The organism is Dictyobacter arantiisoli, assembly GCF_008326305.1.
Taxonomy (GTDB): Bacteria; Chloroflexota; Ktedonobacteria; order Ktedonobacterales; family Ktedonobacteraceae; genus Dictyobacter; species Dictyobacter arantiisoli.
The window spans coordinates 1-15791 of record NZ_BIXY01000030.1; the positions used below are offsets into that span (position 1 = coordinate 1).

Below are 15791 nucleotides of genomic sequence, written 5' to 3' on the forward strand. Positions count from 1 at the left end.
GAAAACGATCATCACCCTCCTTTTCGTGGTAGTATATCGCAGAAAGACAGGCTCCTTCTCACCCACCTCTGCAGATACGATGAGGGAAAACAGGGCCGGGTCTCGATGACGGAAAACCATACACCCTGCCTGCTGACGGAGTCTGGGTACGGATCCTGGCGTGCTTGCAAGCGTTTTTTTGCGTGCACTACCATACCGCTTCATGAAGAGGAATGAAGGCAATCGGCGTTCCCCATGCTCCCTCTTTCCATTCATTTGTTGGAGTAGGTGCTCGCAGCAGGCGCCGGTGCGTCTGCGCATTTTTATTGTGGCATGCAGAAAAAGTTCTTGAGCACCTCGCATGCGAAAACTCATGCGCGAAAAATGTAGAAATCACGAGAGTCAGACATTTTGAAACAATGGCATTGCATACGCCCCCAATTCAAAAACAAAAAAGTAAGAACAAATACAGAATCTCTTTTAAGGTACTATAAGAACAGCAAGATTTGTAGCACCTTGCATTGAAAAAAGACAAAGTGCTACTATAGATAAAAAAAGATTTTGTGCAAAGGAAACGCTGTCTCATGACACATTCATCTTCCTCTTCAATTGAAATAGTCCAGCCAGGACAGGGACAGGCTCTGCTTCTTGAACTTATCACTTTGCTGCAAGATGCTAAACTCATGTGTGAAGATTACGAAAGATAGGGAAGCAAACATTTTGTAGAATACATGTGATACAATATGCCGTGTAGTAGTAGAAATTGTATGAAAAAATACTGTATCATACAATAGTATTGCTGTTCCTTTTAAATGTTTTTTATGTCGTTTGTTCGGCAGGATGTTGCGTTGTATGGATGATGGAGGTTGGGTACGATGAAAAAAACAAAGGTTCAGTCCACTTTGTATGCGCTTGCTTTCTATCTGCTGGCGGGTTGGCTCATGGCCTGTGGGATCAGCACCCATGCTCAAGAAAGTAGCTGGCAGAGCAGTACACCTCGGGTACGTGCGCTGTCTACGACACCACCAGTTGTTCATGATGGTCCCGCGTTTCTGACGCATAGCGGCGATGGTTATACCATCAATTATCCCGCCAATTGGATCTTTAGTACAAACACCACAAATGCAGGCAATTACCAGGGAGACTATTTCACTGATCCGCTTCGCGGCTACTCTTTCCACGTCTATCCCAGCCAGGATCAAACTTCCCCATCTCAGATCCTGGATCATTTGTTGACGAGTATCCCTGGAAGTCAACTCATCGGCAAGCCAGATACAATTACGGTCAATGGTATTGTCTGGCAACAAGGGAAGGTTTTACGAACGGATATCGTGACGGGTCAGCCACTGGAAATCATCGGTTGGGTGGCAAAAAATCCTGTAGCGGCACAGCGCATTCCCTATTTTGTCTTGCATGGGGATGGCTCTCCCACCGCTTTCGATACGGTTAACAATACTGACTTCCTGGTGATGCTACAATCATTTCACTTTACCCCTTGATTTATCTCGGGACCACGATCGCAGAAAAAATGAAAGGATCGTAGAAAGAGTTCAGAAAAGCACTGCTCAAGCCAGGCCATACAGCTGTATTAAACAGCCTGTATCCTGGCTTAGTATTTGCTGAAAAGGCGACCACAGCAGTATTCCTTTGAGCTCACTTCATAAGAAAGCTTAGGAGAGCTTTAAAAGAGGATTAATGTTTTTGTTGCATGCATCTAATCTGTATCCCTTCTCATTCCTGTAACCGTATAGTATACAGAACGGAGAAACAAAATACTTCTCCAGCTATCAAAGATTTTTCTACAATGACATAAAAAATTCGTTTCTAAAAAAAGGAGAACAGATATGTTTGCAGCTACAACACTTGCACTTGGTGCTCTTAGCCTTGGTTCTATCGTTTGGTGGTTAGTGGTTGGCCTGATCGCAGGCGCTCTGGCAGGTCTAGTGATGCGTGGTGGCGGCTATGGCATCATCGGCGATATCGTGGTTGGTCTGGTTGGTGCGTTGGTTGGTGGCTTCCTGGCAAGTCTGATTGGCCTGGGTTCCTTCCATCTTATCGGTGAGATCATTATCGCGTTCATCGGTGCCTGTGTCTTCATCGCAATCTTGCGCGCCATTTCTGGTAGCACACGCAGCCGCGTATAACCGCTAAAATACGCTTACGAGCACATATTCGTGAACTCTATGCCTGTGGGTATGATAAGCAAAAAAAAGATCCTTTCCCAATCTATCAAGGGAAAGGATCTTTTTTGCTTACAAAGTGTTTGATTCCCATGCTCTCCGGCTCTCTATCCTTCCGGGGGATTGAGAGGAGGGGGAGTTTGCGAGGACTGTCATGCCCCCGGCATGCCTGCCATCGCGCTCCGTCATGGGCTGCCGCCCCATAGGTGCGAACGTAAGCGGGATTGTTAAGGGTGCAACCCTTAACCTGGGGTTCGGGGCTGTGCCCCGATCTCTCACCTCCCTCTCGCCGCCGCGCGCGGCGGCGAAGAAAAGAAGAAAAAGGGGTATTTGGGGACACCCCAAACCCCGGCAAAGGGCTGGCCGCCCTTTGCAATCCCGCTTGTAAAGCCTTACGTTCGCACCTATGGGGCTGCCGCCCCTGCACCCCGCTTTCACCCGCAAGGACGGAGAGCCTGATTCCCGTGCTCTCCACGATCTCTGTGCATGAGTTTTCGCACCAAGGTGTTCAAAACAGTTTTTAGTGTGGTACAGGAAAGGTGCAGTGCACCTTTCCTGTACCACACTAAAAGAAGAACTCAAGATCTAGCTCAATATAAAAAGTAGGATTACCAGGCAGGCACTCCAGATCAATCAGGTGCGCGAATAGCGTTTGCTTGGTGTCAGGACAATTGGTTGTAATTCGGGAGCGATGAAAGCGGTATGGTGCCTCTCAACGGGCGCTGACCGATAAAGCGTGGTACGCTGTAAGGGTATACGACCGATTTCTTTGATCAAAGCCTCCATCTGGGCAGGAGGAAGTTCCTGGCCAAATTCTCCACCGGCGGCGCGGGTGATGCTTTCATTCATGAGCGTGCCACCAATGTCATTTCCGCCTGCTTCAAGCACGGTCTGTACACCTTCTTTTCCCATTTTGACCCAGGAGACCTGGATGTTGGTGATGACAGGATAGAGTACGAGTCTGGCGACTGCATGCATGAGGACTGCTTCACGAAAAGTCGGCCCCTGACGCGCTCGTCCTTTCCAGAACATGGGTGCTTCCATATGGACAAAAGGCAGGGGAACAAATTCTGTGAAGCCTCCTGTGCGCTCCTGTAGAGCTTTGATACGCAGTAAGTGTCGCGCCCAATGCTTTGGTTGCTCGACATGTCCATACATGATTGTCGAGGTGGTGCGCAGACCGATCTTATGCGCCTCTTCCATCACATACAGCCACTGGTCGGTCTTGAGCTTGTCGGGACAAATGATGGCGCGCACCTCATCATCCAGAATCTCAGCGGCAGTACCGGGCAGGGTGCTCAGGCCAGCCTCTTTGAGCTGCTTGAGCAGTTCCGGTACAGTGATGCCAAGGGTTTGTGCTCCCTGCCAGACTTCAAGCGGCGAGAAGGCATGGATGTGCATATCCGGTAGCACGTCTTTAATGGCACGGCACATCTTGAGATAGGTGTCACCAGTGTATTCTGGATGAATGCCGCCCTGCATACATACTTCCGTCGCCCCTCGGTCCCACGCTTCCTGAGCTCGCCGTACAACCTCTTCCAACGCCAGATCGTAGGGCATGCCGCGCAAATTTTCGCTGAGCTTTCCTTTGGAGAAGGCGCAGAACTGGCAATGGAAGTAGCAGATGTTCGTATAGTTAATGTTACGGTTGACAACATAGGAGACGACCTCTCCACTGACACGTTTGCGCAGTTCGTTTGCCGCTCGACACACAGCCGTATATTCATCCCCACGTGCTTCGAAAAGACGGACTATCTCAGCCTCGTTTAGCGGCTCCGCCTGCATACATTTTGCCAGCAGAGCTTTGATTTCGTCCGACACCCGGCTCTCCTGATAGCTCACCCCATGAATGGTCTGGCGGCTATAGGCTTCAGGAATAGCAACCGCTTCACCCGGGGCCCAGGCTTCGACACGGGCCAGACCCTCACTATCGCTCAGCTTGAGGACCGCAGGAGCCATCTGTGCATCCTGCCAGAGATTATTCTGCTGGATGTAGCTGGGATAGACAGCCAGACGTTCAACCAGTTGCTTGCCTGCCAACGCGGTCTGATCAGCCAATTCCTGTAGATGAGGCCAGCGCGCCTCTGGATTGACATGGTCCGGCGTGACCGGTGAGATACCACCCCAATCGTTGAGACCAGCTCCAACCAGTTGCGCATAGGTGCCTGGACTGAGATTAGGCGGAGCCTGGATATTCATGGAGGCCCCAAAGATGATGCGCGTGATAGCCAGTGTCCAGAGCAGATCAGCAAGATCAGGTTCCGGGGCCTCGGCCATCTTCGTATCCGGCTTGGCACGGAAATTTTGGATGATCAACTCCTGAATATGTCCATAACGTTGATGAAGTGCGCGTAAAGCTAACAGGGACTCAATACGTTCCCGCCGCGTTTCACCAATACCGATCAGAATGCCAGTGGTGAAAGGGATATGGAGTTCACCAGCCAGACGGATGGTTTCCAGACGCACTGCGGGCCGCTTATCCGGCGATCCATAATGCGGTCCTCCCCGTTCGCAGAGCCGCTCTGACGCGCTCTCTAACATGATACCTTGCGAGGCCGAGACACGACGTAACGTGCTCAGATCGTCAACCGTCAATATCCCGGGATTCATATGTGGAAGCAGTCCGGTTTCACGCCAGACCAGTTCTGCCATCGCCGCCAGATACGCAATAGTGGTTGGATATCCCAGCTCGTCCAGTTCGCGCCGCGCAGCCTTATAGCGCAACTCGGGCTTATCGCCCAATGTAAAGAGCGCCTCCTTACAGCCAGCTTCTACGCCTGCCCGTGCGATAGCCAGGATTTCTTCACTATTGAGGTACACGCGCTGTCCGGGACGCGGAGGATGCGCGAATGTACAATAATGACAGACATCTCGACAAAGCTGAGTCAGGGGAATAAAGACTTTACGTGAGTAAGAAATACGATTGCTATGACCTCTATCGCGCAATTGAGCCGCTGCCGCCAACAGCGCCGGGAGATCACACATATCGTGTAACGCAAGTGCGTCTTCATCAGAGAGCAAGCTACCACGGAGAATATCATCCAATCTATCAGCCAGTACGATAATTTTCAAGTCTGTACCCTTTCAAACCAACCTCAAAAAGCCTGTTAGCAGAAAAACCAATGGTCGCGCTAAAAACGCTTAGAATCGTCTGCAAACTTAACAGGGAAGTAACACATATTACAGGTTTGTAACACGATAAAAAAGACTTAAATACTCTAAGATTAAGTGTAGTAGCTAAGAAAATGTTTGTCAATGTTCACATCAAAAAACCAAAAGCCCTAGTGATGTTACTTCTGTGTTCAAATAGGCGATAAAATATGATACAGTTTACTCAGCAGAGAGCATGCAAAACGTAGTAAGATAGAGTTACAGAACAGAGAGCCTCCAAGTCAGTCAGGCACAAATTCACATAGAGATGAGTATATATGTTTGAGTTATTTCAAATGTGGGCGCTAGTTGAAGTTTTGGGCATTGCCTTCTTGCCGCTCACCATCACCATTTTTCGCAATATGCCAGATCGCGGCTGGGCCTGGGGCAAAGCACTCGCCATCCTGATTGTATCATTTTGCGTCTGGTTTCCCCTGATGGTTCTGCACTTTTTGCCATTCAACCAGTTTTTTATTTTTGGCGTCGTATTCGTCCTGCTGCTACTGAATGGGATCGGCTTTTTTCGCACACGCCATACATTGGTACAGCTTATCCGCTCACAGAAAGGCTATATCATTGCCAGTGAGCTACTCTTCCTGCTTATGGTCGCGTTGCTCGGCTGGCTGCGTTCCTTTGGACCAGAAATTACGTCCTATGAGCGCTTTATGGATGAGGGATTTCTGGCTTCGATTATGCGTAGCCAGCACTTTCCACCCTCCGATATGTGGTATGCAGGCTCCTCAATCAACTATTACTATTACGCGCACTACATCATAGCAGTACTGGCAAAACTGCTGGGGCAGATCCCTTCGGTGGCCTTTAATACAGGGATCAGCCTGCTCTATGGACTGGTAGCGGTGAGCCTATTTGGCGTGACGTGCAATCTGATTGCCTGGTCACGACAACGGCGCAAACAGGCTCAGGCAATTGTCATAACGACCCCCGACGTGAACATCAGCGAGGAACCAAAAACGTATCCAACCCACAAAGCCCTGCTCTTTGGAATTCCCTTTGGACTGCTGACAGTCGCGATGGCCCTGATGTTTGGCAATCTGGCTTCCACACTCCAATATTTCGCAGAGCACAATACTCCCGCAGGCTATGATTGGTTCGGTGCCTCGCGCATTATTCCTAAGACGATTAATGAGTTCCCGGCCTTTAGCTTTCTGCTTTCAGACTTCCACGCCCATGTCCTCTCCTTGCCCTTCACGATCCTGGCGATTGGCTTCGCCTTCAATTTTCTGCTGGAACCAGAGGGACAGGGGATATACGCCTATGGACGCGGTTGGCGTCTACCGCTGACTCTGTTCTGCGTGGCCCTCTCGGTAGGTGGGTTATTCGTGATGAATGGCTGGGATCTTCCAACCTATCTGCTCTTGATTGTTGTTTGTCTGGTGGTACAGCAGTGGTTTAGCCATGAAAAAGTCATCAGTGCGAAGCTGATTGGGGATGTTCTATTGGCGGTGCTTCCGCTGGCTGTGCTGGCCTTTCTCTGCTATAGCCCGTTCTTTTTTACCTTTAGCTCGCCATCCCAGGGTGTTGGTTTCACGTCATTACAGGATCGCTCAACGTTACGCTATGAACTCCTGATTTACGCCCTGTTCGCTTTTGTCTTTCTCTCACTCCTCTTCAGCAATATGCTGGCCCGTCTGATTACTCCGGTGCCTGCGATCAGTGGCGCATCTGGTGAGGAAAATGAGCTACAAGAACTGACAGCCGTCGAGGAGACAACAGAAGAGGAAACAATAACATCCCAGATTGAGGAACGTAAAGGAGAGGGATTGATCTCCTGGTCGTTTGTGGGAACGTTGACTGGTCTGGGCTTTATTGTCATCGGCCTGCTCTTCCAACTCTTCAGCCCACAAAATGCTACCTGGTTTGTGACGCTGGGTATTACGCTGACAGCGCTGGCAATCGTGATTGAGAATATCCATGATCGCGGCTACGCCTTTACGCTCTTCCTGGGCGCGCTGGCCTTTGGATTGATCGCCGCCTGCGAAGTGGTGTTCCTGCGCGATGTCTTTGCGGATAACGTTCCACGCATGAATACGGTCTTTAAATTCTACTTCCAGGCCTGGATCTTGCTCTCGATTGCCTGTGGGACGGGACTTTTCTACATCATCGAGAATGTACGCGTGAGCAACGTTCTCTCAGCCCGGATGCGTGCTCTACGGTCTGTACTCGCAGGAGGCAAAATTATCTGGAGCGCCTGCTTGTTAATTCTGGTCGCGGCATCCTGCATCTATCCTATCTTTGCCCCCTATTACCGCTTCGTACAATACAGTCCTATCACCCATCAGGTCGGGATGTTTCGATCCAATAATCTGGACGGCATGACGTATTTGAAGGATGATCAGGCGCTGGCCGGTGATTACGATGCGATCCGCTGGCTGAATGCGCACATTTCTGGCACACCTGTGATTACTGAGGCAGTCGGTGATGATTATACTAATTATGCACGTATCTCTGCCTTTACCGGCCTGCCTACGATCATGGGTTGGGTGGGACATGAGTATCAATGGCGCGTCACGTGGTATAACAAGAGTAGCACCAACGCGGCGGATTTCAATAATCGTAAAAATGATGTCAACCAGATCTATTCCGATCCGAATGAACAGCGAGTGTTGAGTACGATGGCTCGCTATCATGTCCAGTATGTTTATGTGGGTATGCTTGAGCGGAGCACCTATACCGGCGCTAATCTCAATCGCTTTGCTAGTTTTATGAACACAGTCTATCAAGCGAACGGCGTAACCATTTATCAAGTGAAAGCATAGCATCGCAGGTAGTATCCAGCGACGCACATAGCCCACTTACAGTGGATCAGGAATAGTTTTGCAGGTAGCGAAAAGTTTATTTTCTCAAATAAGCTTCTCGTACAATGCTGCCTGGTGAATATCCACATCCACGCAGAGAGTTGCTAAGGGACTCACCCCATAGGTGCGAACAGAAGCAGGATTGTTAAGGGCTGGCCGCCCTTTGCAATCCCGCTTGAAAAGCCTTAAGTCCGCGCCTATGGGGACTCACCCGGGTCGGACAGCTTCCCAAAAAGTGTCTATGACGAGGTATATATAACGTGTAAGGTTTAGAGGATTGTTATTTGTGTGTGTTGAGGTTATGTTATATGGACCCGCATCATCATTACACGGCGGCGCGCAATGCCACACAGCCGACACAAACACCGCCCACAACATGCGATCAGCGCACCGCTGAAGCGCGCTTTATGGCCCTGGTTGAGGATAGCGCAGATATCTGCTGGCTCCTGCACACCGACGGGACCTGCACAAACGAATTTACACCCGGAGAGGCACGCCTCCATGGCACATATCGTTATCAGAGAGAGGGACATGATTGGCTGGACTCCATCCATCCACAGGATCGCACCGCCGTGGTTGAGACCCTCTTCCAGGTCATCGATACTAAACAGCCAGACACGCTAACATGCCACATCCAGAATCAGAATGGCCTCTATCGCCCATTTCAACTGCGCTATGTCCCCATCTACACACAATCCCAGGAAGTGGCTGAGATCATTGCTTATGGGATCGACATAACTGAGCAGCAGCAACAGCGTCAGGAGCAGGAGGAAGAGCAGCGCGCCTCGGCAAAAAAAATGGCTACCATTCTGGATAGTATGCGCGACGCCTTTTTTACTGTCGATAGTCAATGGCGCTATACATATATCAACACACAAGCACAACAACTACTCGGCAAATCCTCAACTGAACTCCTGGGGAAGTCCCTTACTCAGACCACACTGGATCTCTTTGATGCTTTCTTCTTGCGCAAGCTTCGGGAAGCTCAGAACAAACAACAAGCCAGTCATTTTGAAGTCTTTGCACAGACACGCAAGAAGTGGCTTGAGGTCCAGATTCATCCTGTGGTAGACGGATTTTCGATCTTAATTCAGGATATTACTGAGCGTAAAAACATCGAACGGGCCTTACGTGAAAGCGAATTAAAATTCCGTCGTTTTGTCGAATCTAACATTATTGGCATCCTGATTGCGGATATCTACGGCAATATCTATGAGGCCAACGACGCCTACCTTAATCTCACTGGCTATACGCTGGCTGAACTGAAGGCCCGAAAATTGCGCTGGACAACCCTTACGCCCGCCAATTTCCTACCGCGTCAGGCGGAAGCGATTGTGGAATTCCTTTCAACTGGTGTCAGTCAACCCTATGAGACGGCGATCCAGCACAAAAATGGCAGTTTGATGCCAATCATGATGGGGATGGCCCAACTCAAAACATCCTCAACTCAGGTTGTCGCGGTCGTGCTGGATATCAGCGATCGCAAAGAGGTCGAGCACCAGAAGGATGTCTTCATAGGCATGACCAGCCATGAATTGCGGACCCCGCTGACGATCATTAAAGGCACGCTACAAATGATTCAACGCCGCATGAAACGGCTGGAGAACGCTGAGGAGACACCATCCCTGGAGGCTTTAAGATCGATTAATGAGAAGAATGCTGAAGATATTTCGCATGCGCTACGGCAAATCGATGTCCAGGTTCGGCTTGTCAATGATCTGCTCGATATCTCGCGCATCGCTGTCAATAAGCTGGAACTCACCTGTGAACGCTGTGATCTGATCAATATTATTCGGGAAACTGTCGAAGATCAATGCTCGACTGCTCCTCAAAGGAGCCTGCTCCTGGAACTCCCACCACTGGAACATCTCTTTGTCCAGGCCGATGCGAACCGTATCGGACAGGTCATCAATAATTATGTCACTAATGCGCTTAAATACTCTGTTCCTGAAAGCCCCATCAAGATTGGATTGACCATCAACGACGGCTATGCCCGCGTCTGGGTCAAAGATGAGGGGCCAGGACTGAGCAAAGAAGCTCAGAAGAATATCTGGAACCGCTTTTATCAAATAAAACAATCCACAGCAACCAGCGATGGCATCCAGGGATTGGGCCTGGGGCTCTACATTTGCCAGATTATTATTCAACTCCATCATGGTCAGGTGGGGGTCGAAAGTACGCCCGGTCAGGGTTCAACCTTCTGGTTCACCTTGCCGCTTGAGGAACAGAACGAGCAGACAGGATAGACAAGGCAGATAGGACAGGTACAAAAGGTTAAAAAGGCATAAAAAAGAACCCTGGTATGTCTCTTTTGAGATCTACTCTACCAGGGTTGTACTGCCGTCCGGTCCAGGAATCAACCGGTCACACGCGCTTACTCATCACCTCACGCATCATCACAATCTCTACTCTCCGGACCCACATCCTGCACATGTATCCCCTCGCGACGTAAAGCCAATAAACGATCAATCACGCCCTTCGCACTCTCAATAGCCTCCGCTGGAGACGCAGAATACTCGTACGATGGATCTGTTTTAAGCACACGGCCATTCCAACGAAAAATGCCGTCGAACTCAGCCTCCGAAATCTTCTCCACCCAGATCTTGATACCTTTATAGCGTGCAGTAATCTCTTCTCTGTACACCATAACCAACTCTCGTTAACTCGGCACCTCAGTGCAACATCGTCCTATCGCATAGGATACAACATATCCAGTATACACTGACAACGCTGACCGCCCATATATTCCCCTGCCTGGAATAGACGAGTGAGAAGCGGCATCTATCAAAAACGCTGCCATCTGAACACCTTCCGCTCAGCTCTGCGTCTTGTGATCAAGCCAGCACAAAAACCGTTATAACACAGTATAGGAAGATAGTCTTTGCCGAGGCTAATTTCTTGCCGCACCCATAATGGTAATGTCAAAATACGTATGAATACAGCATTGTTGCGTATCCGTCTCTCATGTATGTCCCGGTAGAAAGAAGAGGTACCGTTATTCTTAAACTTATCAAAAAACTTCTGAATATGCATCTGGTACGTTACGCCATGGTAGGCGGCATTGGAATTCCAGTCAGTGAAATTGCACTCTGGTTTTTTTATCATCTCTTATTTAAAGATAACCATGGTTTCTTTTTCGTGGCACAATTATGCTCGTTTGAAATCAGCACGACGGTCAACTTTCTCTTGAATCAATACTTCACCTATCGTGAGCAGGCGCAGCATGTCAAAGGATGGGGCCTGGTCAAACGGGCCGTACGAGCACAGGTCACAAGCTTTTCCGCCAATCTCGTTTCATTGCTGACCGGCGACATACTGGTTTACCTGTTCAATGTAAATCCCTACATCGCAACCCTGGCAGGCATTATACTGGCCTTTGGCTATAACTATTTTATCTCCCGGCGTTTCGTCTATCGAGATATTAAAACTGAAGAGGTCGCTGAAATCGTGACGACCACTCCGTTGAACTAATACAAGCTGTGACCAGGGATGATAGAGTGGATATTTTGTACGTGTGTTTGTGTTGCTAACTTGACTATTCGCCAATGATACACTATATTTTTATGCTCAAGGCAGTTGTCAAGAGAGCCGCAAGGAGTTCTGTCTATTGCCAAATGAATACCAAGGAACAATGAAGAATGACAGTACATCTGCAACACAAGCATTTCCTGAAACTGGATACGATATCTCCAGCAGAGTTTGATTATTTACTCACATTGGCTGCGGAGTTAAAGGCAGCGAAACGTGCCGGTTCTGAGGTGCAATATCTCCAGAAAAAACAGATTGCGCTGATCTTTGAGAAGGATTCAACCCGTACACGCAGTAGCTTTGAAGTGGCAGCCTATGATCAGGGCGCTCATGTAACCTATATCGGAGCGACTGGTTCACATATGGGGGCCAGTGAGACAGTGAAAGATACGGCTCGTGTGCTGGGTCGGTTATATGATGGGATTGGCTATCGCGGCTTTGCTCAGTCGGTGGTGGAAGATCTGGCACGTTACGCCGGTGTGCCGGTTTGGAATGGCTTGACCAATGAGGCACATCCAACCCAGATACTGGCCGATTTTCTGACTATGTACGAGCATGCGCAAAAACCCTTGCGTGAGATCTCTTTCTGCTTTCTGGGCGATACTAGCTCCAATACGGGCGATTCGCTGCTGATCGGGGCCGCAATCATGGGCATGGATATCCGTATGGCTGGTCCTCGCGCTTGCTGGCCGTGTCAGGAGCGCATGGAACAGATCTATAGCGTGGCCAAACAGACGGGCGCACGTGTGCTGCTGACAGAGGATGTCAAGGCGGCCGTGGCAGGCTGTGATTTCCTGTATACCGATGTCTGGGTTTCGATGGGCGGTGCGGCAGAGCTATGGCAGGAACGCATAAAACAGATGCTTCCCTATCAAGTGAATAGCAAGCTGATGGCGTTGACCGGAAATCCACAGGTCAAATTTATGCACTGCTTGCCCGCTCTCCATAATGCTGATACCGCCCTAGGCAAACGTCTCTATGATGCGTATGGCTTAAATGGATTAGAGGTGGTTGAAGAAGTATTTGAGTCGGAAGCCTCTGTTGTCTTCGATCAGGCCGAGAACCGTCTCCATACCATTAAAGCTGTTCTGGTAGCTACCCTCGGTGAGCGAGCACACTAAACAGCGCACCTCGCTATTTTCCTCTCCAGCACTGGCATATTTATGTATAGCAAGCCAGATCATTGGACTAAACACTCTTTAGAATAGCGTGTTTAGTCCAATACATTCTCAATACATCCTCCGCATAAATGCACCCTTTGGAGGAGCACAAATCTATCCTTGCGGGCTATAGTTATTGTTATGGAATTGTCGTATCTCATCCCTGTGATAGCATTAGTTGAGGAGGATTCTCGTGGAACATCCTGATCAAAATGCTGACCAGTCAGCAAAAAATACGCCGGGTGCTACGCCAGAGCAGATCGAACCAGCTATAGAACAACATCAACGCTTTAACACCGCACAAAGCCAGAAGCACTATACTCCACGCCTGCCGTTATCAGAATCCGCCCTGCCTGCCAGTGAGAGGAATCTAACACCGCAGCCCGCACGGGAAGTGGATAACTCAGCCATGGCATCTTCCTCAACACCGGAATATCCACAGACTGAACAGCCTGACAATGGGACATCCCAGACGCCCTATGATGTGCCAGGAACAGATTCTCTCACGCAAAATACACCACTGGATATGGCTTACTACGCCTCTTCACAGCCGGGTTCACCCTATTATATGCCCGGCCCAGGTTCTTCACAGCCAAAGGATGCGGCAGACGCCCCGTCCTCACCAGCAGATCCGGCCATGGATACCACCCACACCATTCCAGCAACCGGCGCGCGTACCAGCACAGGAGGATATGCCTCGGGAATGATGGCAACAGTGCCACCACAGGGTCCAGACCGATCCAATCAACCAGGCAATGCATACGGAGGTAGAAACAGGGAAAGTTTAGCGGCACTGCTTGTCATTCCCTTGCTCGCACTGCTCATCGGCGGACTGGGCGGATGGCTGATAGGAACTGGAAGCGTATTCTCAAATCCGGGCTTCACCCCTCTGGGAGGCTCAACAATTGAGCAGGTGGCGGCGAAATTTCATACCTCCGTCGTCGAAATCACGGCGCAAAGTCGGCAAGGAACTAGCCTGGGATCAGGCGTCATTATCGATAAAGACGGCTATATCGTTACCAATAATCACGTCATCACTGGCGGTCATAATCTACAGGTCGTACTCTACGACAACACTAAAATCCCAGCTGAATTAACGGGAACTGATCCAAGTGATGATCTGGCAGTCATCAAGATCCATCCTCCCCAGCATATGTCAGTGGCACAGATCGGTGACTCATCCAAACTCAATGTAGGACAGCAGGTGCTCGCGATTGGCAATCCGCTAGGCATCACACAGACGGTAACCAATGGTATCATCAGCGCCCTGGGCCGTAACGTCAGCGAGGGACAGGATCATCTTATTATTAATGCTATCCAGACTGACGCGCCAATTAATCCTGGCAACAGTGGTGGCGCACTGGTCGGCATGCAAGGCACACTTATCGGTATTCCAACCCTTGTACCTATTGATCCTGAATTTAAAACTCCGGCCGCAGGTGTCGGCTTCGCCATTCCTGCCAATCGCGTCAAATTTATCGTTCCGCAACTGATCAAGGATGGACAGGTGACAAATTCGGGGCGTGCCGATATGGGAGTGCAGGTCATCAGCGTCGACCAAACAATTGCCAATGACGCGCGACTACCTGTGAATCAGGGCGCGCTAATCGTAGATGTGGTACCTGACAGCGCAGCCGCTCAGGCGGGGCTACAGCGGCGTGACATCATCGTACAGATGGATAAGCAACAAATAGAGGGTATAACCAGCCTGCAAGATTATCTTGTTGACAAGAGTCCCGGCAACACCGTGCTGGTGCATATCTATCGCGCCGATCAACAGATGGACGTAAAGGTAAGATTGGGTGAACGTAAGGTTTCTTGAAACTCTGATACATGGCAGGACGTGTGTCTGACAGGTATTGTTTTTAGATACGACATCAAATACAGTGATGTATAACATACAAGAAAGGCAATAGCCATGGGTAAGTTTCTGCAAGGAGTCTTAATTGGAGCAGGTGTTGGTATATTCATCGCTCCTGTAAAAGGCGAAGATTTACGCCGTCAGCTTGTTGAGCGCTGGGGTAAAGTGCAAGATAAATTGTCTGAGCGCAACCGCTCGGCCCTCTCAGGTGGCAATCTTTCCAATACCGCTGCCAGCGGTAGCTCAAATGCAACTGGTGGCACGCTACTCAGCACACTCAGCACACTTAATAGCAAGCTATCAGACAAGTTTAAGAGTGCACGCTCAACCACATCTGATACTCTACGCTCGAATATACCCGATACCAGTCGTTCAACCACTCCTGAAAACACGCGCCTGAACGTGCCCGATACCAGTTCAACGATGTCAGAAAGCACACGCTCAACCGCACCTGACAACACACGTACAAATGTACCTGAGAGCAATCGCCCGGTCAATACAGTCAGTGGCCGTGTCAATCCACCGGCAGACAACGCACCAGCGAACAAGTATAAATATAATCAGACCACAAGCGATAGCGAGCGTGAGACCATCGACACACCAGTCGAGACATACGAAGAGCCCAAAACCACGCGAAGTAGCAACGCGGGATCAACATCTTCAACATCATCCTCTAGTAATAAAACAGCAGCCACACCATCCAACAGGACTGGTGGTAGCAGTAATATTGGCCCTGGCAGCACGACTGGAGGAAGTAATATTCCTGCACGTCCCCATAATGCAAATCCACCGCAGACCAATAGCACCACCTCAGGCTTTACGCCAGCAGCAGGATTCATGCCATCCGAGGGTGAAGGTGCGCGAAACACGAGTTCAACACAATCAAGGCAATCAAATTTTAGCAACAAACCGTACAGTTCAAGCCAGGGACAAAAAACCTCTGCCAATGAACCCAATAAGAATCCAACCATGACTGACCAACAGCGCCGGGCCGAGCAAGCCAGACGTGCAGCCAATGACAGCGACAAAGATAGAACAGATAAACTATAAGAAATATCTGCGCCACTTATCTATGCTCATAGCAGCACAGGGATAGATGGCGCAGGCACGATGTCTC

At 49.7% G+C, this 15791-nt stretch carries 11 protein-coding genes; 9 read left to right on the forward strand and 2 right to left on the reverse strand.

The window, feature by feature from the left end:
* Positions 1-563 precede the first annotated feature (563 nt).
* The 3 genes from F1593_RS29605 (at position 564) to F1593_RS11595 (ending at position 2123) form a co-directional block, all read left to right on the forward strand.
* The gene (locus F1593_RS29605) at positions 564-686 is read left to right on the forward strand and encodes a hypothetical protein (RefSeq protein WP_268907042.1); all 123 of its coding nucleotides are present in this window, start codon (positions 564-566) and stop codon (positions 684-686) included.
* 168 nt (positions 687-854) lie between these two features.
* Complete coding sequence (locus F1593_RS11590) at positions 855-1478, forward strand: hypothetical protein (protein ID WP_149401727.1); 624 nt, start codon at positions 855-857, stop codon at positions 1476-1478.
* Between the two features lie 345 nt (positions 1479-1823).
* The gene (locus tag F1593_RS11595) at positions 1824-2123 is read left to right on the forward strand and encodes a GlsB/YeaQ/YmgE family stress response membrane protein (protein ID WP_149401728.1); all 300 of its coding nucleotides are present in this window, start codon (positions 1824-1826) and stop codon (positions 2121-2123) included.
* A 669-nt stretch (positions 2124-2792) separates the two neighbouring features.
* Here F1593_RS11595 and cofH read toward each other — a convergent pair.
* Positions 2793-5225: a 5-amino-6-(D-ribitylamino)uracil--L-tyrosine 4-hydroxyphenyl transferase CofH gene (gene cofH / locus F1593_RS11600; RefSeq protein ID WP_371873825.1), complete on the reverse strand. Its 2433-nt coding sequence runs from the start codon at positions 5223-5225 to the stop codon at positions 2793-2795.
* A gap of 362 nt (positions 5226-5587) precedes the next feature.
* Here cofH and F1593_RS11605 point away from each other — a divergent pair, with 362 nt between their 5' ends.
* Positions 5588-8086 (forward strand): DUF2298 domain-containing protein, encoded by a 2499-nt coding sequence (locus tag F1593_RS11605; protein ID WP_149401729.1) that lies wholly within the window; start codon positions 5588-5590, stop codon positions 8084-8086.
* Positions 8087-8433: 347 nt separating this feature from the next.
* Complete coding sequence (locus tag F1593_RS11610; protein ID WP_149401730.1) at positions 8434-10371, forward strand: PAS domain-containing sensor histidine kinase; 1938 nt, start codon at positions 8434-8436, stop codon at positions 10369-10371.
* Positions 10372-10511: 140 nt separating this feature from the next.
* Here the strand turns inward: F1593_RS11610 and F1593_RS11615 are convergent, their stop codons facing one another.
* Complete coding sequence (locus tag F1593_RS11615; RefSeq protein ID WP_149401731.1) at positions 10512-10772, reverse strand: hypothetical protein; 261 nt, start codon at positions 10770-10772, stop codon at positions 10512-10514.
* A 380-nt stretch (positions 10773-11152) separates the two neighbouring features.
* On the opposite strand from F1593_RS11615, the gene F1593_RS11620 reads away from it, so the two are divergent.
* The 4 genes from F1593_RS11620 (at position 11153) to F1593_RS11635 (ending at position 15724) form a co-directional block, all read left to right on the forward strand.
* Positions 11153-11596, forward strand: a complete 444-nt coding sequence (locus F1593_RS11620; RefSeq protein WP_172632060.1) for a GtrA family protein — start codon at positions 11153-11155, stop codon at positions 11594-11596.
* 167 nt (positions 11597-11763) lie between these two features.
* Positions 11764-12774 (forward strand): ornithine carbamoyltransferase, encoded by a 1011-nt coding sequence (argF, locus tag F1593_RS11625; protein WP_149401733.1) that lies wholly within the window; start codon positions 11764-11766, stop codon positions 12772-12774.
* Positions 12775-13006: 232 nt separating this feature from the next.
* Positions 13007-14635, forward strand: a complete 1629-nt coding sequence (locus F1593_RS11630) for a S1C family serine protease (protein ID WP_149401734.1) — start codon at positions 13007-13009, stop codon at positions 14633-14635.
* Between the two features lie 96 nt (positions 14636-14731).
* Positions 14732-15724 (forward strand): YtxH domain-containing protein, encoded by a 993-nt coding sequence (locus tag F1593_RS11635; protein WP_149401735.1) that lies wholly within the window; start codon positions 14732-14734, stop codon positions 15722-15724.
* Positions 15725-15791 lie beyond the last annotated feature (67 nt).

Excerpts from the sequence above, each read along its gene's own strand:
- F1593_RS29605 (WP_268907042.1), top strand. The coding sequence starts at position 564 with ATGACACATTCATCTTCCTCTTCAATTGAAATAGTCCAGCCAGGACAG.
- F1593_RS11590 (WP_149401727.1), top strand. The coding sequence starts at position 855 with ATGAAAAAAACAAAGGTTCAGTCCACTTTGTATGCGCTTGCTTTCTAT.
- F1593_RS11595 (WP_149401728.1), top strand. The coding sequence starts at position 1,824 with ATGTTTGCAGCTACAACACTTGCACTTGGTGCTCTTAGCCTTGGTTCT.
- F1593_RS11605 (WP_149401729.1), top strand. The coding sequence starts at position 5,588 with ATGTTTGAGTTATTTCAAATGTGGGCGCTAGTTGAAGTTTTGGGCATT.
- F1593_RS11610 (WP_149401730.1), top strand. The coding sequence starts at position 8,434 with ATGGACCCGCATCATCATTACACGGCGGCGCGCAATGCCACACAGCCG.
- F1593_RS11615 (WP_149401731.1), bottom strand. The coding sequence starts at position 10,772 with ATGGTGTACAGAGAAGAGATTACTGCACGCTATAAAGGTATCAAGATC.
- F1593_RS11620 (WP_172632060.1), top strand. The coding sequence starts at position 11,153 with ATGCATCTGGTACGTTACGCCATGGTAGGCGGCATTGGAATTCCAGTC.
- argF (WP_149401733.1), top strand. The coding sequence starts at position 11,764 with ATGACAGTACATCTGCAACACAAGCATTTCCTGAAACTGGATACGATA.
- F1593_RS11635 (WP_149401735.1), top strand. The coding sequence starts at position 14,732 with ATGGGTAAGTTTCTGCAAGGAGTCTTAATTGGAGCAGGTGTTGGTATA.